Origin of the sequence: Streptomyces sp. NPDC088707, from assembly GCF_044752725.1 — a bacterium.
Taxonomy (GTDB): Bacteria; Actinomycetota; Actinomycetes; order Streptomycetales; family Streptomycetaceae; genus Streptomyces.
In genome coordinates this window covers 1-20,113 of the sequence record NZ_JBIVLV010000005.1, presented here as the reverse complement: position 1 = coordinate 20,113, position 20,113 = coordinate 1, and the positions used below count along the sequence as shown (strand labels likewise).

The window sequence follows — 20,113 nt, the reverse complement described above, 5'->3', positions numbered from 1 at the left end:
GGCAAGTGAGGTAAGGCTAACCTAAGCTACGGCGAGCTTCGGTTGGAATCCCCGGCGACGAACTCGTCCGACCACCAACCGCGGCAGTACGAAGCGGAACGAACGACAGGACGGTGCCCGGTGCGCAGAACTCGCCTCGCGGGAGCGCTGACAGCAGTGCTAGCCCTCGCCCTCATGGCGACCGGCTGCGGCGACGCAGGCGGCGACGGGACCGCAAACGGAAGCGGAAGCAGTCCATCCACCACCGGTGCGTCCACTACCGGTGCGTCCCCCACCGGTGCGTCCACCACAGCCCGCGACCGGGTCGAGCCGCTCGCCGACCCGGTCGCACCCCGGCTCCCCGTCACCGTCCCCTCGGCCGACGGACGCACGGTCACCGTCGCCTCCACCGACCGGATCGTGCCGCTCAGCGGCTCCCTCAACGAGATCGTCTTCACCCTCGGCCTCGGCCCGAAGGTCGTCGCCCGGGACATCACGGCCACCTTCGAACAGGCTGCGGAACTCCCGGTGGTGACCCGCGCCCACGACGTCTCCGCCGAGAGCGTGCTCTCGCTGCGGCCCACCGTCGTCCTCGCCGAGGGCACCACAGGACCGGCCGAGGCCATCGCCCAGATCCGCGACGCGGGCATCACGCTCGTCGTCGTGAAGCCCGCGAAGGCGCTCGCCGACGTCGGCACCCGGATCGACGCGGTCGCCGCCGCCCTCGGCGTACCGGACTCCGGCACGGCGCTCAGGAAGCGCACTCAGGAGCGGATCGACGCCGTACGGAAGGGGATTCCGGCCCGCGGGGAGAAGCCGCGCGTGGCCTTCCTCTACGTCCGCGGCTCGGCCGCCGTCTATCTGCTCGGCGGCGCCGAGTCCGGCGCGAGCTCGCTCCTGGAGGCCGCGGGGGCGATCGACGCGGGCAAGGAGTCCGGTCTCACCGAGGACTTCACCCCGATCACCAGCGAGGCCCTCGCGAAGGCCGCACCCGAAGCGATCCTCGTCATGAGCAAGGGACTCGCCTCCGTCGGCGGGATCGACGGCCTGGTGAAGGTCCCCGGCGTCGCCGAGACCCCGGCCGGTGCCGACCGCCGGGTCGTCACCGTCGACGACGGCGTCCTCCTCAACTACGGCCCGCGCACCGACCAGGTCCTGAAGTCCCTGGTCGGCCAGTTGTACGGGGAGGAGGAGTGACGGCGCTCCAGGAGACCCCGCCGGCCCTCGACAAGGGTCTGCCGACGGAAGCGGCTCCCGTCGCACGGCCGCGCTCCGCCGCCCTCCTCACCGCCGGCCTCCTCACCGTCCTGCTCCTCCTCGCCCTGCTGTCCGCCGGGATCGGGGCGTACGAGATCCCGCTCGGTGACGTCCTCGCCTCCGCGCTGCACCGGATCGGACTCGGCGGACACGCGCTCGACCGCACGGCCGAGAGCGTCCTGTGGAACATCCGGCTCCCCCGGGTCGTCCTCGCCCTGCTCGTCGGCGCCTCGCTCGGCTGCGCGGGCGCCCTCATGCAGGGAGTGTTCGGCAACCCGCTCGCCGAGCCCGGTGTCATCGGCATCTCGGCCGGCGCGGCCGTCGGCGCGGTCGGCGCCATCGCGCTCGGCCTCACCTTCCTCGGCAACTGGACGGTGCCGGTCTGCGCGTTCGTCGCCGGGCTCGCCACCGTGCTCCTCGTGTACGCGATGTCCCGCTCCGGCGGCCGTACGGAGGTGGTGACGCTGATCCTCACCGGAATCGCGGTGAACGCCTTCGCGGGCGCGCTCATCGGCCTGTTCGTCTTCTTCGCCGACAACGCCCAGGTCACCCAGATCACCTTCTGGCAGCTCGGCTCGCTCGCACAGGCCACCTGGCCGAAGGTCCTCGCCGTGCTGCCGTGCGCGCTGGCCGGCCTCGCCGTCGCCCCCTTCTACGCCCGCCGGCTCGACCTGCTCGCCCTCGGCGAGCGGCCCGCCCGTCATCTCGGCGTGGACGTGGAGCGGCTGCGGGCCGCCCTCGTCCTCGTGGTGGCGCTGCTGACGGCGGCCGCCGTCGCGGTGGCCGGGATCATCACCTTCGTCGGTCTGCTCGTCCCGCATCTGCTGCGGATGGCGAACGGCCCGGGCCACCGTTTCCTGGTGCCGGGCAGCGCGCTCGGCGGCGCGGTCGTCCTGACGGCCGGCGATCTCGCGGCCCGTACGGTCGCGGCCCCGGCCGAACTTCCCCTGGGCGTCCTCACCGCCCTCCTCGGCAGCCCGTTCTTCTTCTGGCTGCTGCGCAGGACCCGTCGCAGGCAAGGTGGTTGGGCATGACATCGGTACGCCTCCGGGGGCTGCTCCCCGCACGCGCGCACCGGCGCACCCGCGCCCTGCCCTCCCCCGCCGCGCCGGGCGAGACGGTCGCCGAGGCCGTCGGCGTCCGGGTCGAACGCGGCGGCAGGGCCATCCTTGACGACGTCGGCGTCGGGGTGCGGGCCGGAGAGGTCCTCGCCCTGGTCGGGCCCAACGGGGCCGGGAAGTCGACCCTGCTCGCCGCGCTCGCCGCCGATCTCGCGCCGAGCGCCGGAGAGGTACGGATCGGGGGACGGCCGACGGCCGCCTGGACGCCCGGCGAACTCGCCCTGTGGCGGGCGGTGCTGCCGCAGGACGCTGCGCTCTCCTTCCCGTTCGCCGTCGGCGACGTGGTGCGGATGGGCCGGGCCCCGTGGGCGGGAACGGCGCGGGAGGACGAGGACGAGGCGGCGGTCGCCGAGGCGATGGCGGCCACCGAGGTCGAGGCCTTCGCCGCGCGCCCGTTCTCCGCACTGTCGGGCGGCGAGCGGGCCCGGGTCGCACTGGCCCGGGTCCTGGCCCAGCGGACCGGCCTCCTGCTGCTCGACGAACCCACGGCCGCGCTCGACCTGCGCCACCAGGAACTGGTCCTGGGAGTCTGCCGGGAGCGGGCGGCGGCCGGGGACGCGGTGGTGGTGGTACTGCACGACCTCGGGCTCGCGGCGGCGCACGCGGACCGGGTCGGGGTGCTGCACGGCGGCCGGATCGCGGTGGAGGGGCCGCCCTCGGAGGTCTTCGACGAGGCGTTGCTGAGCCGGGTCTACCGGCAGCCCGTGGAGGTGTTCCCGCACCCGCGGACCGGCGTCCCGCTCGTCGTGCCGAAGCGGACCGACGCCATCCGCGGGGAGCGGTGAATCAGGACAATTCGGCGCCCTTGACCTGTCCTTGACCACCTCATGAGGACCTCATGAAGCCCCTGTGATCCCGCCGTGTCCGGTCCGTCGGACCTGAGAGCTGAATCACTGGACGGCCGGGTATGGCTGAGGTAAGCCTCGGTTAAGTTAGGTCCGCCTCAGTCCCCCTCCCCGTGTTTCTGGAGTCCCCATGCGAGCCGTCCGCCTCTCCGTCGTCACCGCCGCCGCGACCGCGGCGGCCCTGGCCGCCGTCACGGGCTGCACCGAGAAGAGCGACGCGAAGGCGGACGACGGCACGATCACCGTGGTCGCCAAGGACGACTCCTGCGAGGTCTCGAAGAAGGAGTTCCCGGCGGGCCACGTGCAGCTGTCCGTCGAGAACCGCGGCTCCAAGGTCACCGAGGTCTACGTCCTCTACCCCGACGACCGGATCGTCACCGAGCGCGAGAACATCGGCCCCGGCACCAAGGCGAGCCTGACCGCCGAGATCAAGGCCGGCGACTACGAGATCGCCTGCAAGCCCGGCATGGTCGGCGACGGCATCCGCCGGCAGGTCAAGGCCACCGGCGGCGCGGCCGGCGTCAAGCGCTCCCCGGAGATGGACGCGGCCGTCGCCGCCTACCGCCAGTACGTCCAGGCCCAGGCCGACGCCACCCTGCCCAAGGTGAAGGTCTTCACCGACGCCGTCCGCGCCGGGGACATCGAGGGCGCGAAGAAGGCCTACGCCGAGTCCCGCATCGGCTGGGAGCGCACCGAGCCGGTCGCCGAGTCCTTCGGCGACATCGACCCCAAGGTCGACGTCCGCGAGGACGGCCTGGAGGACGGCCAGGACCCGGCCAAGGACTGGACCGGCTGGCACCGGCTGGAGAAGGCCCTCTGGCAGGACAAGAAGATCGGCGAGCGCGAGAAGCAGCTCGCCGACCTCCTCGACAAGGACCTCGCGGACTGGGTGAAGCGGGTCGGCAAGGCCGAGATCACCCCCACCTCGATGGCCAACGGCGCCAAGGAGCTCCTGGACGAGGTCGCCACCGGCAAGGTCACCGGCGAGGAGGAGCGCTACTCCCGCACCGACCTCGTCGACTTCAAGGCCAACGTCGAGGGCGCGCAGAAGTCCTTCGACCTCCTCAAGCCGGTCGCCACCAAGAACGACCCGAAGCTCGTCGCCGAACTCGACAAGCAGTTCGCCGCCCTGAACACGCTGCTCGACAAGTACCGCACCGACAAGAACAGCTACGTCTTCACCTCGTACGACAAGGTCGGCAAGGCCGAGCGCAAGGAGCTGTCCGACGGCGTCAACGCGCTGGCCGAGCCGCTCTCCAAGCTCTCCGCCGCCGTCGTCAAGTAACGGACAGAGAGAGCGGGGAGGCGCGGACATGTCCGAGGAGACCCAGGAAGACCGGGAGACGACGGCGGCCCCGGCCGCCGCGCCCTCCCGCCGCACGGTCATCGCCCTGGGCGGTGCCGGGCTCGCGCTCGGTGCCGCCGCGGCGGGCGGCGCCGCCGCCCTGCTGGCCCGGGACGGGGACACCCCGGTACCGGTCGCCGACAGCGGCGCGGCCGTGCCCTTCCACGGCCCGCACCAGGCCGGCATCGCCACCGCCGTCCAGGACCGGCTGCACTTCGCGGCCTTCGACGTGACGACGACCGACCGCGCCGAGCTGGTCCAGCTCCTCAAGGACTGGACGAGGGCCGCCGAGCGCATGACGGCCGGCGCCGAGGTCGGCGAGGGCGCGTACGGCGGCCTCCCGGAGGCGCCGCCTGACGACACCGGCGAGGCCCTCGGCCTCAAGCCCTCGCGCCTCACCCTCACGATCGGCTTCGGCCCCACGCTCTTCGACGGGCGTTTCGGGCTGAAGGACAAGCAGCCCGGGGCCTTGGTGGAACTGCCCAAGTTCCCGGGCGACAACCTGGATCCGGCGCGCAGCGGCGGCGACCTCTGCGTCCAGGCGTGCGCGGACGACCCGCAGGTCGCCGTGCACGCCATCCGGAACCTGGCACGGATCGGCTTCGGCAAGGTCGCGGTGCGCTGGTCCCAGCTGGGCTTCGGCAAGACGTCCTCGACGACCCCGGACGCCCAGACCCCCCGCAACCTCTTCGGTTTCAAGGACGGCACCCGCAACATCGCGGGCACCGAGACCGAGCGGCTCGCGCAGCACGTCTGGGTCTCCGGGAAGGACGCCGAGGGACCGGCCGCCTGGATGGACGGCGGCTCGTACCTCGTCGCCCGCCGCATCCGGATGAACGTCGAGACCTGGGACCGCACCCCGCTCGCCGAGCAGGAGGACATCTTCGGCCGCGACAAGCGCGAGGGCGCGCCCGTCGGCAAGGCCAAGGAGCACGACGAGCCGTTCCTGAAGGCGATGAAGCCGGACTCCCACGTCCGGCTCGCCCACCCGGACACCAACGCCGGGGCGACCATCCTGCGCCGCGGCTACTCGTTCACCGACGGCACGGACGGCCTCGGCCGCCTGGAGGCCGGGCTGTTCTTCCTCGCCTACCAGAAGGACGTGCGGACCGGCTTCATCCCGGTGCAGACCTCCCTGTCGCGGGCCGACGCCCTCAACGAGTACATCCAGCACGTGGGTTCGGCGCTGTTCGCGATCCCGCCGGGCGTCCGGGACAAGGGCGACTGGTGGGGCCGGGCGCTGTTCTCGTGACACTCCACGCAACCCCGGGAGGGAACCGGCGTGTTCGGTAACTATCTGATCGGCCTGCGCGAGGGCCTCGAAGCCAGCCTGGTCGTCTGCATCCTCATCGCCTATCTGGTCAAGACCGGCCGGCGGGACGCGCTGAAGCCGATCTGGATCGGCATCGGCGTGGCCGTCGGCGTCGCCCTGGCCTTCGGCGCCGGCCTCGAGTTCGGCTCCCAGGAGCTGACCTTCGAGGCGCAGGAGCTGCTCGGCGGCTCGCTCTCGATCGTCGCGGTCGTCCTGGTGACCTGGATGGTCTTCTGGATGCGGCGCACCGCCCGGCACCTCAAGGCCGAGCTGCACGGAAAGCTGGACGCGGCCCTCCGGATGGGCACGGGTGCGCTCGTCGCCACCGCCTTCCTCGCCGTGGGCCGCGAGGGCCTGGAGACGGCGCTGTTCGTGTGGGCGTCGGTCCGGGCCTCCTCGGACGGCACGTTCGCACCGCTGGCCGGGGTCCTGCTCGGCCTGCTCACGGCGGTGCTCCTCGGCTGGCTGTTCTACCGGGGCGCGCTGAGGATCAACCTGGCCACGTTCTTCACCTGGACCGGCGGGATGCTGGTCGTGGTGGCGGCGGGCGTCCTCGCGTACGGCGTGCACGACCTCCAGGAGGCCCGTTTCCTCGACGGCCTCGCGGACAAGGCCTTCGACGTCTCGGCGACGATCCCGCCGGACAGCTGGTACGGCACGCTCCTCAAGGGCGTCTTCAACTTCCAGCCGAACCCGACGGTCCTTCAGGTCACGGTGTGGGCGCTGTATCTGGTCCCGACGCTCGCGCTGTTCCTGGCCCCGATAGGGTCGGGTCCGTCCACGCGGGTGAAGAAGCAGAAGGCGACCGATGAGAAGGCTGACGCTGAGGCGAGCGCCGGGACGACCGCTTGAGCGGCTGTCGGCAGGACGGTCCACGCGACCCACGAGAGCCACGCGCCCCGCGCGACCCGTACGTCTCCTCGCGGCGACGGCGGCCGCGACCGTCCTCGCGCTGACGGCGAGCGGCTGCGTCACCGTGCACGGTGAGCTCGCCCTGATGCCGCCGGCCACCCAGGCCGAGGCCGCACAGGCCCTCGCCGACTTCACGGCCGCCTACAACCGGGCCGACAAGGCGCACGACCCGGCCCTGGACGCGGGCCGGGTCACCGGTCCGCTGGGCGAGATCAACCAGGCGGGTCTGCGCGCGCGTGCGGTGACGTCCCCCGGCGGCAACGCGAACCACCGCCCCCTCGAACTGTCGGACGCGCGCTTCGTACTGCCCAGGAAGGCGGGCTGGCCGCGCTGGTTCCTCGCGGACACCGACCCCAACCTGGACACCGACGAGGGCGCCGGCGACCAGCGCTGGCTCGTCGTCTTCGTGCGCAACGGCCCCCAGCAGCTGTGGGAGGCGGCCCACCTGGTGATCCTGGGCCCGGCGCAGGTGCCCGAGTTCGCCGAGGAGGACGGGTACGCGGTGCCGGTCGCCGCGGACACCGACACGCTCGCGGTCGCGCCCGAGGACCTCGGCACGGAGTACGTCGCGTACCTGAAGGACGGGCAGCCGGGGCCGTACGCGGCGGGGCCGCACACGACGGTGCTGCGGGAGCAGCGGCAGAAGGGCGCCAAGCGCCCGGGGCTCGCCACTCAGTACCTGGACCGGGTCGCGGACCAGGGCGACTTCGCGCCGCTCGGGCTGCGGACGAAGGACGGCGGCGCGTTCGTCTTCTTCGCGACGCGGTTCTTCGAGCGCCAGACGGCTGCGCCCGGCTACCGGCCCAAGGTCGACCCCGACATCAAGGCGCTGCTGACCGGCGAGGTCAAGAACACGGTCACCAAGGAGTGGGTGTCCAACCAGGCGGTCCTGGTGAAGCCGGCGGGCGCCGACCGCGACGGGGTCACGATCAAGGCCCGGCTCCAGGGCGTGGTGGGCGCGCAGGGCTCGTAGGGCCCGGTCGTCCGCCGAACGGACCCCGGCTCGGGCCGCGGTTCGGGCGCTGCTCGGGCGCTGCTCGGGCGTTCCCCGGCGGCTCGGCGGCCCAGCGGCTCGGCAGCTCAGCGGGTCAGCGGGGCAGCCGCTCAGCGGGTCAGCGGCCAGGCGATCTCGTGGGCCGTGTGCTCGCCGTCGCTCTCCGCCTCGCGCGCGGCCACGTGGCGGGCGCAGGCGTCCTGGAGGGTCTCCAGGAGGTTCAGCGGGTCGGGCAGCGGGTGCTCGGGGCCGCGGAGCCAGGCGACGACCGGATGGGCGCTCTCGTCCCCGGGGAGCCGGGCGGGCGGTACGAGGACGTAGCTGCCGCGGCAGTGCCAGCGGAGCCCCGGATGCTCGTCCATGGTCTCGGGGTGGCAGTCCAGCTCACACGGCCACCACTCGTCCTCGTCCTCGGGGGTGCCGCGGGTGGCGGTGAAGAAGAGCATCCGCCCGCCGACCGGGTCGACGTCGGCGGACTCGGCGACGGGCCCGACCTCGACGCCCTCGGCGAGGAGGCGCTCCAGGGCGGCGCGGCCGGCGGCGAGCGGTACGTCGAGGACGTCGTGGACCATGCCGGTGGCGGTGATGAAGTTCGCCTCGGGCTCGTTGCGGGCCCAGCGCTCGATCTGGGCGCGGTCGGTGGTCGACTGCGTCTGCCAGGCGAACGAGACCGGGTGCCGGGCGGGGGTGGGACAGCCGATCCGCTCACAGGAACAGCTGTAGCCGACGGGGTACGCGGCGGGGGCGAGGGGCAGCCCGGCGGCGGCGACGGCCAGGAGCAGCTTCTCGCGGTCGTTCTCGTCGTCGGCCGCGGTGCGTTTCGGGCGCCTGCGCAGCCACTGTGCGAGTTTGCTCTCCGTGCCGCGGTAGCGGTCGATCCCGTCGCCCATCTATCCCCTCACACCTCATGCTCGCCCGTTCGGCTCTGCCCATGGTCCCACCATCCTGCGCCCTGGGTGACCGGAGTGCGGAACCGGGGTGTGGAACCGGTGTGCGACGGGCGTTTCAGGGCCTCGGCGCGAGGCCGCGCAGGGCGAGGTCGACGAGGCTGTCGGCGTAGGCGTGGGTCAGCGGCAGGGTGCGGTGGAGCCAGCGGTGGTGGAGCGGCCCGACGAGGAGTTCGAGGGCGATGCGGGGGTCGATGCCGGGGTCCACGTCGCCGGCCGCCTGGGCCGCCTCGATGCGGCGGGCGTAGTACTGGAGCTGTGGTTCGAGGAGCGCCTCGGTGAAGCGGGCGCCGAGCTCGGGGTCGACGATGCCCTCGGCGGCCAGGGCGCGGGTGGGGGCGTCGAAGGCCGGGTCGTTCATCTCGTCGACGGTGGCGCGCAGGACGTACCTGAGATCGGCGGCGAGGTCGCCGGTGTCGGGGATCTCACTGTCGGCGGCCCCGCCCAGGGCCTCGTTCGCGCGGGCCGCGAGGTCCAGGAAGGCGTCGAGGAGGACGGCGGCCTTGGAGGGCCACCAGCGGTAGATGGTCTGCTTGCCGACCCCGGCGCGGGAGGCGATGCCCTCGATGGTGGTCTTCGCGTAGCCGGTCTCGGAGACGAGGGCGAGGGCGGCGTCGAAGATGGCGCGGCGGGAGCGCTCGCTGCGGCGGGAGGCGTCAGGGGCCTTGGTGTCGGACATGGGCCCAATCTAGCAGCCCACGAGACGCTACGTCTCGCGAGTCGTGGCCGGAACCGAACCACCCGAACGGTCCACAGCGCGACGGGCCCGGAAGGCGGACCATGGGGTCACCGATCCGGCGGATCCCCACCCCGCCGGTGCCTCTGATCTCCCGTCCGTGAGGAGCCCTCATTGCGCACCACTCCGCGCACGTCCTCGCCCCGCCGTTATCTGATGTGCCCACCCACGCACTTCACGGTGACGTACTCCATCAACCCCTGGATGGACCCCACGAAACCGGTCGACCTGCCGCTCGCCCTCACCCAGTGGGAGGACCTGCGCGACCGCTACCGCGCGCTCGGCCACACGGTCGAGCTCCTCGCCCCCGACCCGGCGCTGCCGGACATGGTCTTCGCGGCGAACGGCGCCACCGTCGTCGACGGCAGGGTCCTCGGAGCGAGGTTCGCCCACGCGGAGCGCGCGGCCGAGGCCGCGGCGCATCTGTCCTGGTTCCGAGGAAACGGTTGGGCAGCCGACGACGTACGGGCTCCGGAGCACGTCAACGAGGGCGAGGGGGACTTCGCCGTCACCGCCTCCTGGATCCTCGCCGGGCGCGGCTTCCGCTCCAGCCCGCTCTCGCACGACGAGGCGCAGGAGTTCTTCGGCCGCCCCGTGATCGGCCTCGAGCTGGTGGACCCGCGGTACTACCACCTGGACACGGCCCTGTCCGTCCTGGACGACGCGGGCGACGAGGTCATGTACTACCCGGACGCCTTCTCCCCCGGCAGCCGCGCGGTGCTCGCCCGGCTCTTCCCCGACGCCCTGATCGCGACGGAGGAGGACGCGGCGGCCCTCGGCCTGAACGCGGTCAGCGACGGCCGCAACGTCCTCCTCCCCCAGGCGGCCGTGGGCCTTTTCGAGCCGCTCAGGCGGCGGGGCTTCGAGCCGATCGGCATGGACCTGGGAGAACTCCTCAAGGGCGGCGGCAGCGTGAAGTGCTGCACCCAGGAGCTGCGGCCCTAAGGGTCGATCAGGCTGGACCAGGGAGCGGCGTCCGGTGCGGTCCGGGGACTCTCAGCCCTCGTCCTCCGGCGGCCAGGCGTCGCCCCACTCCGCGTCGCGGGCCTGCTTGTAGAGCGGGCCGTGGCGCTTGGTGACCGTGTCGCGGGTCAGGCCGTCCGGGCCGCACAGGTCCAGGAGGACGAGCCCCTTGCGGATCTGCGGCCTGCGGGTGATGCGGGAGCCCGCCGGCGCCGGCGGGAACCGGGTCGCCGCCACGTAGCTGTACTTCTCGTCCTCGTACGGCAGCGAACCGCCCTTCACCTTCCGGTGCAGCGAGGAACGGCTCACCCGGGCCGAGAAGTGGCACCAGTCCGTGCCCGGCTCGATCGGGCAGGCCCCGCTGTGCGGGCAGGGCGCGGCGACCGTGAACCCGGCCTCGATCAGCAGCGTGCGGGCCGCGATGATCCGCTCATAGCCGTCGGGGGTGCCGGGCTCGACGATCACGACGGTCTGCGCGGCACGCGCCGCCTCGGTCACGAGCGCGGCCCGGTCGGCCTCGGTCAGCTCCTTGAGCACGTACGAGACGGTGACGAGGTCGGTGTCGGCGAGCCGCAGCGCCCCGCCGATCCTGGCCGTGCGCCACTCGGCGTCCAGGGTCCCGGCCGCGAGCTCGCGCCCGAGGGCGAGGGCCGGCTCGGCCCAGTCCAGGACGATGGTGCGGGGCGGCTGCTCCTCCCAGGCCTCGGCGACGGCCCAGCCGGCCGCGCCCGTACCGCCGCCGACGTCGGTGTGGGTACGCGGCTCCCAGTCGGGCGCCGCCTCGCGCAGGGCGCCGAGGGCGCTCCGTACCGCCTCGAAGGTCGCCGGCATCCGGTACGCGGCGTACGCGGCGACGTCGGAGCGGTCGCGCAGCACGGGGGCGTCCGTCGGGGTGGTCCCCCGGTAGTTGGCGATCAGCCGGTCGACGGCCCGGGCGGCCTGCTTGGGCGGCAGCCCGTCGAGGAGCCCGGCGAGGGCGGCGCGCAGGGAGTCGGCGGAGGGAGCGGAGGCGTTCACCGAGACAGTCTAGGCGGCGGGACCGGTGGCCCCGGCGGGCCCGTGGAGCGAGCTTCCCGTGGCCGGCTTGGCCGGCTGCCACGGCCTGCACAGGCCGAGGAAACAGGTCAGGGCCAGGACGGCGCAGGTCAGCTGGACGACCGCCATCGGGACGGCGGTGTGCTCGCCGGCGATGCCGACGAGCGGGGAGGCGACGGCGCCGACCAGGAACGACGTCGTGCCGAGCAGCGCGGACGCGGAGCCGGCGGCGTGCGGGGTGCGCATCAGGGCCTGGGCGTTGGTGTTCGGCATGGCGAGGCCCATCGCGGACATCAGGACGAAGAGTCCGGCCGCGACCGGTACGAGTCCGACCTCGCCGAAGACGCCGCTGGTCATGAGGAGCAGCGCGAGGGAGGAGACGAGGATGGTCCCGAGTCCCCAGCCGAGCGCCTTGTCGAGGCTGACGCGGCCGACGAGCAGCTTGCCGTTGATCTGGCCGACGGCGACGAGGCCGATCGAGTTGAGGCCGAAGAGCAGGCTGAACGTCTGCGGCGAGGCCCCGTAGATCTCCTGGACGACGAACGGCGAGGCCGAGATGTACGCGAAGAGGGCGGCGAAGGCGAGGCCGCCGGTCAGCATGTACCCCGTGAAGACGCGGTCGGCGAGCAGCCCCTTCATGGTGCGCAGGGCCTGGCCGACCCCGCCCTCGTGCCGGCGCTCGGGCGGCAGCGTCTCGGCGAGGAAGCGCCAGACGACGAGGGTGAGGAGGATGCCGATGACGGTGAGGACGTGAAAGACGCCCCGCCAGTCGGTGATCCTCAGGATCTGGCCGCCGATGAGGGGCGCGATGATCGGGGCGACGCCGGAGATCAGCATCAGGGTGGAGAAGAACCGGGCCATCTCCACGCCGTCGTACAGGTCGCGGACGACCGCGCGGGCGATGACGATGCCGGCGGCGCCGGCGAGGCCCTGGAGCAGCCGGAAGCCGATGAGCGTCTCGGCGGTGGGGGCGAGGGCGCAGACGGCGGTGGCGAGGACGTACACGATCATGCCGATGAGCAGCGGGCGTCGCCGGCCCCACTTGTCGCTCATGGGGCCGACGACGAGCTGGCCGAGTGCCATGCCGGCGAGGCAGGCGGTGAGGGTGAGCTGGACGGTGGCGGCGGGGGCGTGCAGCGCGCCGGTGACCTCGGGCAGGGCCGGGAGGTACATGTCCATGGAGAGCGGGGGCAGTGCGGTGAGCCCACCGAGGACGAGGGTGACGAGCAGCCCGGTGCGCCGGGCGGCCGCGACGCCGGTCGGCTCCGGGGCTCTTTCGGTTATGTGCCCTTGTGTTGTTCTCTGGCCGCTCTCCGGCATCGACCGCTCCATTTCGTTGAATTCTTGCCTATGCTCTCAGCTCGACCGGCATGGTCGAGACCTCTGCGGGACCGGTGGGACAGATGGGGACGGGTGGGGACATGGGTGAGACGGTGCGTTGGGGAATCCTGGCGACGGGCGGCATAGCGGAGCGGTTCACCACGGACCTGCTGACGCTCGACGGTGCGGAGGTCGTCGCGGTGGCGTCCCGTACGGAGGCGTCCGCGAAGGCCTTCGCGGACCGGTTCGGCATCCCGCGCGCGTACGGCGAGTGGGCCGGGCTCTTCGCCGACGCGGACGTCGACGTGGTGTACGTGGCGACCCCGCACCACGCGCACCGGGAGGCGGCCGGCCGCGCCCTGGAGGCGGGCAAGGCGGTGCTCTGCGAGAAGGCTCTCACGCTCAACGCCCGCGAGGCAGAGGAACTCGTCACCTTGTCCCGGGACCGCGGCCTCTTCCTCATGGAGGCCATGTGGATGTACTGCAACCCGCTGATCCGGCGCCTCGCGGAGCTGGTCCGCGACGGGGCGATCGGCGAGATCAGGACCGTGCAGGCGGACTTCGGGCTCGCGGGCCCGTTCCCGGCGGGCCACCGGCTGCGGGACCCGGCGGTGGGCGGCGGGGCGCTGCTCGACCTGGGCGTGTACCCGGTGTCGTTCGCACAGCTGCTGCTCGGTGAGCCTGACACCGTGCACGCGCACGCGCTGCTCTCGCCGGAGGGCGTCGACCTGAACACCGGCATGCTGCTCGGCTGGTCGGACTCGGGGGCGTCGGCGCTGCTGTCCTGCTCGCTCGACGCGGACACCCCGCTGACGGCCTCGGTGACGGGCTCGCGGGGCCGGATCGACGTCCCGCGCGGCTTCTTCTTCCCGGAGCGCTTCACCCTGCACCGCGACGGCCGCGAGCCGGAGGAGTTCACGTCGTCCGACGATCCCCACGCCCTCCGGCACGAGGCCGCCGAGGTCATGCGCTGCCTGCGGGCGGGCGCGACGGAGTCCCCGCTCGTCCCCCTCGACGGCTCGCTCGCGGTGATGCGGACGCTCGACGCGGTGCGGGACCGCGTCGGCGTCCGCTACCCGCAGGAAGCGGTGGCCGCGCGGGCTTGAGGCCCGGGGTCACGCGGGCTTGAGGCCCGGTGTCACGCGGGCTTGAGGCCCGGTGTCACGCGGGCTTGAGGCCCGGGTCGGCCGTTGTCGGGTACAGAACATCCACGGGTCGGGACAACGGGTTCATGGGGCACGCGTCTCGCGTACGCTGCGCGCCCATGAGCATCGCAGTGGTGACGGGAGCGGGATCGGGCATCGGCCGGAGTGTGGCCCTCGCTCTGGCGGCGGCCGGCTGGTCGGTGGCCCTGGCGGGACGGCGGCCGGACGCCCTGGAGGAGACGGCGGCGGCCCTGCCCGCCGGGGACTTCCTGACCGTCCCCACGGACGTGACCTCGGCGCGGGAGGTGGCGGCCCTCTTCGCGGCGGTACGCGACCGCTACGGCCGCGTCGACCTGCTCTTCAACAACGCCGGTACGTTCGCGGGCGGCGGCGTCCCCGTCGAGGACCTGGACCCGGACACCTGGCGCGCGGTCGTCGACGTCAACCTGACGGGCGCGTTCCTGTGCGCCCAGGCGGCCTTCCGGACGATGAAGGAGCAGTCGCCGCAGGGCGGCCGGATCATCAACAACGGCTCGATCTCGGCCCACGTACCGCGCCCGCACTCGATCGCGTACACGGCGACGAAGCACGCGATGACGGGCCTGACGAAGTCCCTGTCGCTCGACGGCCGCCCGTACCGGATCGCCTGCGGTCAGCTCGACATCGGCAACGCGGCGACGGAGATGACGGCCCGCATGCAGACCGGCATCCTCCAGGCCAACGGCGAACTGGCGGCGGAACCGGTGATGGACGCGGCGGACGTGGCGACGACGGTGGTGCACATGGCGGCACTGCCGCTGGAGGCGAACGTGCAGTTCGCGACGGTGATGGCGACGGCGATGCCGTACATCGGGCGCGGCTAGCCCCGGACGCGGGCCGTCGGCCGGGCACGGCGCCGGATACCGCCTATCGGCCGGGGGTGACGCCCGAAGCCGCCGACATCGGCCGGGGGCCACTCCGCCCCCGGGCCGGCGTCAGCGGCAGTCGGCGCTACGCCTGCCCGGTCTCGAAGCGGGAGATCTTCCCGCCGTCGACGGTGAACAGCCACTTGGTGCGCATCGAGCCCCAGGTGTCGTTGCGGTAGTCGGCGACGAGACCGCGCCCGCCGTCCGACTCCGACACGACGTCCATGTGCCCGCGCGAGCCGAACACCTCCCGGTCGAGCCACTCCCGGAGGTCGCGCTCGGAGCCGTCGTCGGCCATGGTCGCGTCGGGGGTCAGGGCCTCGAACAGGGCCGTCTGGTCATTGGCGTTGAGGGCCGCGACGAACGCACGCACGGCCGGATCGCTGAGCTGGGCCACAGGGATGGTCATGCCCTACCCGTACACCTCGCCGGGCCCCCGGCGCGTGTCGCGCGCCGATGGGACCCGGCAGGCTGCCCCGGATGACCGACACCGGCATGGGCGGGCGGGGTGTCAGGTCCCGTCGCAGACCCTGCCGTCGGCGCGCGGCGCGCGGAACCTGCCCCTCCCTGACGACTTCTCAGCGCCACACAGCCTATGACCTGCGTGTTCGCTGGCACCTGGCAGGGCCGTACGGGCACCCTCCGGCATAACCGCCACACGCGACCCACTCAACCCAGGAGGAGCGATGTCGAACGCCGGCAAGGTCGTCAAGCTGTACGCGAAGGGGGCCCCGGTCGGGGTCGAGCAGGGAGCCGTCGTCGGCTTCCTCGCCGACCCGACCCGCGCCGGGGAGTGGCTGATCACCCGGGCCGCCGAGGGCTTCAGGCTCACCGCCAAGGGCACCGAGGAGACCATCGCGTCGGAGGGCACCGAGCGCGCGCCCGTCGTCGCCCGCCCCGACGACTCCCCCGCCTCCGTCTGGCGCCTCCAGCGCGTCGAGGACGACGGCGACACCCTCGCGCTCACCACCCTCACCTCGCTCGCCGACCTCCGGGACGGCACGTACGTGATCGACCAGAACGGTCTCGCCCTCGGCCGCGACCTGTTCGAGGACCGCTCCCTGCTCCCGAAGCGCATCTTCGTCCGTACGGACGACCGGGACCCGCAGTGGCGGATCGAGGTCCTCGGCTGAGCCGACCGCCCGGCGCGCGCCCCGTCCGGAATCCGGGTGGGGCGGGCGTGCGTCCTCCCCGTCAGCCGGTGAAGCCCGGCACCACCAGGCCGGACTCGTACGCGATGACCACCGCGTGCGTCCGGTTCTGCGCGCCGAGTTTGGTCAGGACGTTCCCGACGTGCGTCTTGACCGTCTCCAGGCTCACGGTGAGGGACTCCGCGATCTCCGGGTTGGACAGACCCGTGGCCATCAGCCGCAGCACCTCCTCCTCCCGCCCCGTCAGCGCCGCCCTCGGCAGCGCCGCCGCGGACTCCAGCGGACGGGCGGCGACCATCCGGCGCAGGGTCGCGGGGAAGAGGATCGCCTCGCCCGCCGCCACCACCCGAACCGCCTCCGCGATCTGCCGGACCGGGAGCCGCTTGAGCACGAACCCGCTGGCACCGGCACTGAGCGCGGCGGTGACGTGGTCGTCGTTCTCGAAGGTGGTGATCACGACGACCTTCGGCGGCGCCGGGAACGGGGCCCCGCCCCTCGGCCCCGCCGGCTCCCTCGGCGCCGCGAGGAGGCGGCGGGTCGCCTCGATCCCGTTGCGCCGGGGCATCCGCACGTCCATCAGGACCACGTCCGGCCGCAGCCGCAACGCCCGCTCGACCACCTCGACGCCGTCGGCGGCCTCCCCGACCACCTCGATCCCCGGCTGTGCGGCGAGCAGCATGCGCAGACCGGTACGGGTCACCTCGTCGTCGTCCGCGATCAGGAGCGTCGTGGCGGTCTCGGTGCCGTCGGGGCCGGTCATGCCGACAACCGTACGGGCAGCCTGACCGCCAGTCGCCAGCGCCTCGGCCCGTCCGGACCGGCGTCGAACTCGCCGTGCAGGAGTCGTACGCGCTCGGCGAGACCGGGCAGCCCGTGCCCGGAGGTCGGGAAGGCCCGCGGGCGGCCCGTACGCGGGGCGGCCCCCGTCTCGTTGACCACAGCCAGCTCCAGCGCGTCCGGGCCGGCCGCCACCCGTACCGTGATCGGGCCGCCGGAGCCGTGCCGGACGGCGTTGGTCAGCCCCTCCTGGACGATCCGGTACGCGGCCCGGGAGAGCGTCCCCCGCACCCGCGCCGGATCCCCCGACCGCTCCCACTCCACCACCGCGCCCGTGTGCCGCACCCGTTCGAGCAGCTCGGGCAGGTCGGCCAGGGTACGGATCGGCGCGGCCGCGGCTGTACCGGTCCCGGCCTTCTCGGCCTCGCGCTCCCGCAGGACGCCCAGGACGTAGTCCAGGTCTTCCAGCGCGGCCCGGGCGGACTCCTCGATGCTGCGCAGGGCGGCCCGCGCCGCCACCGGGTCGGTGGACATCAGCTCGCCCGCCACCGCGGCCTGGATCGTGGTCGTCGTCAGCGTGTGCCCGATGGAGTCGTGCAACTCGTGGGCCAGCCTGTTGCGTTCGGCCAACAGCCGCTCCCGTTCGGCCGCGAGCGCGAGCCGCTCGGCCGTCGACGGCCCGAGGAGCTTGGGTGCCGACCACCGCAGGGCGCGCGTCACGAGGACGCAGACGACCGCGGCGAGCAGCAGACAGCCGAGCGCCTCGGCCCAGCTCTGCCAGCCGCCCGTCACCCGTGCGGACCGGCCGAACATGCTGAACGCCAGCTCGGCGCGGAGCCAGCCCCCGGGAAGGGCCAGAGCGAGGAAGAGCAGCAGCCCGCTCGCGAGCGCACCCGTCCAGCCGAGGGTCACGTGCAGCAGCAGCCAGAGAGGAGTCCGCCAGCGCTGCCCGGCCTCGGGTGAGGTCCTGGGCGGGCGGGCGGCCGAGGGCGCGGGCAGGACCACGTACAGCAGTCGGCGGGCGGCCAGGATCAGCACCCGCCGTGTGGTGCGGGCCAGGCCGACCAGCGCGATCAGGGCGGCCCAGACGACCAGCACCACGGCGAACAGGACGCCCTCGGGGGCCGATCGCCAGGCCAGCGCGGGAAGCAGCGCGAAGGACAGCAGGGGGAGGCTCGCGAGGGCGGCCGCGTAGGCGAACAACGCGCCCGCGTACGTGGAACGGCGCAGCAGCGGCCGGAGTGCCTTGATCATCATCGGCCAGTATGGACGGGCGGCCCGCGGCCGGCCTCCCCCGATCGGGGGAGCACCTTCTCCCGCGTTTCCGCGATGTGCTCAGCGGCGCCGGAAACCATGATCGTGTCCTGCCCGATCGACGGAAGGACAGCGATGAACACGCGAGCGATGAAGACGAGGACGTCGAGGTTCCGCCTCTCCCGGCCGCGGAAGGGTCTCCGGCGCGGGGGCGCCGCGGCCGCGGCGGCGGTGGTCGTCGCGGTGATGACGGCGGGCGCGCTCGCGCCGCCCGCCGCGGTCGCGGCGACCCGGCCGGACGCCGTGCAGCAAGGCCTGAACGCCCTGGTGCGCGGGGGCCAGCCGGCGGCGCTGGCGAGCGTCGAGGACGGCGGGGGCCGCGCCCGTACGTACACCGCGGGGGTCGGGGACCTGGCCACGGGCGCGAAGGTGCCCAGGGACGGCCAGGTGAGGATCGGCAGCAACACGAAGACGTTCACGGCGGTGGTCGTGCTGCAGCTGGTCGGCGAGGGGAAGATCGACCTTGAGGAGTGGGTCGACACGTACCTGCCGGGGGTGGTCCGGGGGAAGGGGCTCGACGGAGGGAAGATCACCGTCCGTCAGCTGCTGCAGCACACGAGCGGGATTCCGGATTACGGGGCGGACATCAGCGACGAGGAGATGCTGCACCGGTACTTCGAGCCCCGTGATCTCGTGGATGTGGCGCTCAAGCACGAGGCCGAGTTCGAACCGGGGAAGAAGTGGAGTTACAGCAACACGAACTACGTACTGGCGGGGCTGATCGTCCAGAAGGTGACGGGGCGCCCGTTGGCCGAGGAGATCGACCGGCGGGTCGTGAGGCGGATCGGGCTGCGGCACACGTATTTCCCGGGGCAGGGAGACCGGAGCATCAGGGAGGCGCACCCGAAGGGCTATCACCGGATGAAGGCGGGTGAGCCGCTGCGCGACGTCACGCAGCTCGACCCGTCGGCGGGCTGGGCGGCGGGCCAGATGATCTCGACGAACTCGGACCTGAACCGCTTCTTCGGCGAACTGCTCGGCGGCGATCGCCTGCTGCGCGAGGCGCAGCGCGAGCAGATGCGGACGACGGTCCCCATCGAAGGGACGGAGTTCCACTACGGGTTGGGACTCATGAAGAGGCCGCTGTCGTGCGGAGGCTTCTACTGGGGCCACGGCGGCGACATCACGGGCTACGAGACCAGGGGCGGGGTCACGGAAGGCGGGCGGGCCGCGAACGTGACGGTGACGAGCATCCCGACGGAGAAGGAGGCCGTGAAGGGGGTGGCGGAGGTCGTGGACACGGCTCTGTGCGGGTGAGAGGGGTGGGCGCCGGAGGGCGGGCGGGGGTGAGGTGTCCGGGGGCGGGGGTTTCGAGTGGGCTTCTGGTGCGGCCGCCCTCTTTCCGAGTGTGGCGGCCTCCACCACCGGGTCAAGGGCGCTCCTTCGTCGCGTCGCTGCGCGATGGGCTGCGCCCACCCTTGACCCGGCGGCGGAGGCCGCCTTTTCACACTCGGAGGGCGGCCGGGGGCCGGGGCCGCGCGGACGCCGGGGGTGGGGGCCCGCTTTGTGGGCGTCTGATTGCCGGTGGGTGGGGGGCTTGGTTCGTGGCGGGGGCCGGGTGGGTTTCCGTCGGCCGGTTCGGGGTGCGCGGTTGTTGAATGGGGCGGCCCGGCGGCGCTTAGCGGCCGACCTTCGTCCTTGGGCTGGGACTCAGGCCCCGCTGGTCTGTCTTGGTGGGTGGTGGGGTGGGGTCGGCGTGAGTTTCTTACACTTTCAGCGCCCGATAAGGGAGATTCGCCCCTCATGGGGCATCTTTCGGGGCGTGTTACTCGGAGTAGCGCGCAGTTTCATTCACCCCCACCCCACCGGGGGCGACCAGCGGGGCCTGAAGCCCCACCACGGACTACCGCAACCCGCTGAGCCGGAGCCCAACTGCCCCATTCAACTGCCGCGCACCCCACCCACCGGCCGGCACACGCAAGCCGACGCCGACTACTGCCCGGGGCCCGGCGTGGACCCCGCCCCCTGGACCGCCCTCCGAGAGTGTCTTCGCTCCTGGAGGTGGTGGGTCAAGGGTGGCCGAAGGCCATCGCGCAGCGACGCGACGAAGGAGCG

At 73.0% G+C, this 20,113-nt stretch carries 19 protein-coding genes; 12 read left to right on the top strand and 7 right to left on the bottom strand.

What is annotated here, in order from left to right; translation table 11 throughout:
- Positions 1–174 precede the first annotated feature (174 nt).
- The 7 genes from ACIP84_RS16595 to ACIP84_RS16565 all read left to right on the top strand — a co-directional run bounded on the left by ACIP84_RS16595 (position 175) and on the right by ACIP84_RS16565 (position 7,744).
- On the top strand, positions 175–1,176 hold the full coding sequence (locus ACIP84_RS16595) for a hemin ABC transporter substrate-binding protein (protein WP_401798805.1): 1,002 nt from the start codon (positions 175–177) through the stop codon (positions 1,174–1,176).
- 38 nt (positions 1,177–1,214) lie between these two features.
- Complete coding sequence (locus ACIP84_RS16590; protein ID WP_401798803.1) at positions 1,215–2,270, top strand: FecCD family ABC transporter permease; 1,056 nt, start codon at positions 1,215–1,217, stop codon at positions 2,268–2,270.
- Positions 2,267–3,142, top strand: coding sequence for a heme ABC transporter ATP-binding protein (locus tag ACIP84_RS16585; protein WP_401798387.1), 876 nt, complete (start codon positions 2,267–2,269; stop codon positions 3,140–3,142). The genes ACIP84_RS16590 and ACIP84_RS16585 overlap by 4 nt, the downstream gene beginning before the upstream one ends.
- Before the next feature lie 190 nt (positions 3,143–3,332).
- The gene (gene efeO / locus ACIP84_RS16580) at positions 3,333–4,487 is read left to right on the top strand and encodes an iron uptake system protein EfeO (protein WP_401798386.1); all 1,155 of its coding nucleotides are present in this window, start codon (positions 3,333–3,335) and stop codon (positions 4,485–4,487) included.
- 28 nt (positions 4,488–4,515) lie between these two features.
- Positions 4,516–5,799, top strand: a complete 1,284-nt coding sequence (gene efeB / locus ACIP84_RS16575; protein WP_401798385.1) for an iron uptake transporter deferrochelatase/peroxidase subunit — start codon at positions 4,516–4,518, stop codon at positions 5,797–5,799.
- Between the two features lie 30 nt (positions 5,800–5,829).
- Positions 5,830–6,711, top strand: coding sequence for an iron uptake transporter permease EfeU (gene efeU / locus ACIP84_RS16570; protein ID WP_355969474.1), 882 nt, complete (start codon positions 5,830–5,832; stop codon positions 6,709–6,711).
- A complete protein-coding gene (locus ACIP84_RS16565; RefSeq protein ID WP_401798384.1) occupies positions 6,668–7,744 on the top strand; it encodes a hypothetical protein in 1,077 nt (358 codons plus the stop codon). The genes efeU and ACIP84_RS16565 overlap by 44 nt, the downstream gene beginning before the upstream one ends.
- 131 nt (positions 7,745–7,875) lie before the next feature.
- On the opposite strand, the gene ACIP84_RS16560 is transcribed toward ACIP84_RS16565, so the two are convergent.
- Together ACIP84_RS16560 and ACIP84_RS16555 are read right to left on the bottom strand one after the other, a co-directional pair.
- Positions 7,876–8,655, bottom strand: coding sequence for a bifunctional DNA primase/polymerase (locus ACIP84_RS16560; protein ID WP_355969477.1), 780 nt, complete (start codon positions 8,653–8,655; stop codon positions 7,876–7,878).
- Between the two features lie 115 nt (positions 8,656–8,770).
- The gene (locus tag ACIP84_RS16555; protein ID WP_355969480.1) at positions 8,771–9,391 is read right to left on the bottom strand and encodes a TetR/AcrR family transcriptional regulator; all 621 of its coding nucleotides are present in this window, start codon (positions 9,389–9,391) and stop codon (positions 8,771–8,773) included.
- A gap of 171 nt (positions 9,392–9,562) precedes the next feature.
- Here ACIP84_RS16555 and ddaH point away from each other — a divergent pair, with 171 nt between their 5' ends.
- Positions 9,563–10,393 (top strand): dimethylargininase, encoded by an 831-nt coding sequence (ddaH, locus tag ACIP84_RS16550; RefSeq protein ID WP_355969483.1) that lies wholly within the window; start codon positions 9,563–9,565, stop codon positions 10,391–10,393.
- A gap of 51 nt (positions 10,394–10,444) precedes the next feature.
- Here the strand turns inward: ddaH and ACIP84_RS16545 are convergent, their stop codons facing one another.
- Complete coding sequence (locus tag ACIP84_RS16545; RefSeq protein ID WP_401798383.1) at positions 10,445–11,428, bottom strand: small ribosomal subunit Rsm22 family protein; 984 nt, start codon at positions 11,426–11,428, stop codon at positions 10,445–10,447.
- 9 nt (positions 11,429–11,437) lie between these two features.
- Positions 11,438–12,766, bottom strand: a complete 1,329-nt coding sequence (locus tag ACIP84_RS16540; protein WP_401798382.1) for a Bcr/CflA family multidrug efflux MFS transporter — start codon at positions 12,764–12,766, stop codon at positions 11,438–11,440.
- Positions 12,767–12,867: 101 nt separating this feature from the next.
- Here ACIP84_RS16540 and ACIP84_RS16535 point away from each other — a divergent pair, with 101 nt between their 5' ends.
- Positions 12,868–13,872 carry a Gfo/Idh/MocA family oxidoreductase gene (locus tag ACIP84_RS16535; RefSeq protein ID WP_355969490.1) on the top strand — a complete coding sequence of 335 codons (1,005 nt, stop codon included), beginning with the start codon at positions 12,868–12,870 and terminating at the stop codon, positions 13,870–13,872.
- Between the two features lie 125 nt (positions 13,873–13,997).
- The gene (locus ACIP84_RS16530; RefSeq protein ID WP_355969493.1) at positions 13,998–14,774 is read left to right on the top strand and encodes an SDR family oxidoreductase; all 777 of its coding nucleotides are present in this window, start codon (positions 13,998–14,000) and stop codon (positions 14,772–14,774) included.
- A 127-nt stretch (positions 14,775–14,901) separates the two neighbouring features.
- Here ACIP84_RS16530 and ACIP84_RS16525 read toward each other — a convergent pair whose 3' ends face one another.
- Positions 14,902–15,225 carry a nuclear transport factor 2 family protein gene (locus ACIP84_RS16525; RefSeq protein WP_355969495.1) on the bottom strand — a complete coding sequence of 108 codons (324 nt, stop codon included), beginning with the start codon at positions 15,223–15,225 and terminating at the stop codon, positions 14,902–14,904.
- A 277-nt stretch (positions 15,226–15,502) separates the two neighbouring features.
- Here ACIP84_RS16525 and ACIP84_RS16520 point away from each other — a divergent pair, with 277 nt between their 5' ends.
- A complete protein-coding gene (locus ACIP84_RS16520; protein ID WP_355969497.1) occupies positions 15,503–15,949 on the top strand; it encodes a hypothetical protein in 447 nt (148 codons plus the stop codon).
- Between the two features lie 61 nt (positions 15,950–16,010).
- Here ACIP84_RS16520 and ACIP84_RS16515 read toward each other — a convergent pair whose 3' ends face one another.
- On the bottom strand, positions 16,011–16,727 hold the full coding sequence (locus tag ACIP84_RS16515) for a response regulator (RefSeq protein ID WP_401798381.1): 717 nt from the start codon (positions 16,725–16,727) through the stop codon (positions 16,011–16,013).
- Complete coding sequence (locus ACIP84_RS16510; protein ID WP_401798380.1) at positions 16,724–17,998, bottom strand: sensor histidine kinase; 1,275 nt, start codon at positions 17,996–17,998, stop codon at positions 16,724–16,726. Before ACIP84_RS16510 ends, ACIP84_RS16515 begins: the two co-directional genes overlap by 4 nt.
- A gap of 246 nt (positions 17,999–18,244) precedes the next feature.
- On the opposite strand from ACIP84_RS16510, the gene ACIP84_RS16505 reads away from it, so the two are divergent.
- Positions 18,245–19,315, top strand: coding sequence for a serine hydrolase domain-containing protein (locus ACIP84_RS16505; protein ID WP_401798801.1), 1,071 nt, complete (start codon positions 18,245–18,247; stop codon positions 19,313–19,315).
- The last annotated feature ends 798 nt before the right edge of the window (positions 19,316–20,113 follow it).

What these genes read in the sequence shown, in the direction of transcription:
- ACIP84_RS16595 (WP_401798805.1), top strand. Translation starts at nt 175, where the DNA reads ATGGCGACCGGCTGCGGCGACGCAGGCGGCGACGGGACCGCAAACGGA.
- ACIP84_RS16585 (WP_401798387.1), top strand. Translation starts at nt 2,267, where the DNA reads ATGACATCGGTACGCCTCCGGGGGCTGCTCCCCGCACGCGCGCACCGG.
- efeO (WP_401798386.1), top strand. Translation starts at nt 3,333, where the DNA reads ATGCGAGCCGTCCGCCTCTCCGTCGTCACCGCCGCCGCGACCGCGGCG.
- efeB (WP_401798385.1), top strand. Translation starts at nt 4,516, where the DNA reads ATGTCCGAGGAGACCCAGGAAGACCGGGAGACGACGGCGGCCCCGGCC.
- ACIP84_RS16565 (WP_401798384.1), top strand. Translation starts at nt 6,668, where the DNA reads ATGAGAAGGCTGACGCTGAGGCGAGCGCCGGGACGACCGCTTGAGCGG.
- ACIP84_RS16560 (WP_355969477.1), bottom strand. Translation starts at nt 8,655, where the DNA reads ATGGGCGACGGGATCGACCGCTACCGCGGCACGGAGAGCAAACTCGCA.
- ACIP84_RS16555 (WP_355969480.1), bottom strand. Translation starts at nt 9,391, where the DNA reads ATGTCCGACACCAAGGCCCCTGACGCCTCCCGCCGCAGCGAGCGCTCC.
- ACIP84_RS16540 (WP_401798382.1), bottom strand. Translation starts at nt 12,766, where the DNA reads ATGCCGGAGAGCGGCCAGAGAACAACACAAGGGCACATAACCGAAAGA.
- ACIP84_RS16535 (WP_355969490.1), top strand. Translation starts at nt 12,868, where the DNA reads ATGGGTGAGACGGTGCGTTGGGGAATCCTGGCGACGGGCGGCATAGCG.
- ACIP84_RS16530 (WP_355969493.1), top strand. Translation starts at nt 13,998, where the DNA reads ATGGGGCACGCGTCTCGCGTACGCTGCGCGCCCATGAGCATCGCAGTG.
- ACIP84_RS16525 (WP_355969495.1), bottom strand. Translation starts at nt 15,225, where the DNA reads ATGACCATCCCTGTGGCCCAGCTCAGCGATCCGGCCGTGCGTGCGTTC.
- ACIP84_RS16520 (WP_355969497.1), top strand. Translation starts at nt 15,503, where the DNA reads ATGTCGAACGCCGGCAAGGTCGTCAAGCTGTACGCGAAGGGGGCCCCG.
- ACIP84_RS16515 (WP_401798381.1), bottom strand. Translation starts at nt 16,727, where the DNA reads ATGACCGGCCCCGACGGCACCGAGACCGCCACGACGCTCCTGATCGCG.
- ACIP84_RS16510 (WP_401798380.1), bottom strand. Translation starts at nt 17,998, where the DNA reads ATGATCAAGGCACTCCGGCCGCTGCTGCGCCGTTCCACGTACGCGGGC.
- ACIP84_RS16505 (WP_401798801.1), top strand. Translation starts at nt 18,245, where the DNA reads ATGACGGCGGGCGCGCTCGCGCCGCCCGCCGCGGTCGCGGCGACCCGG.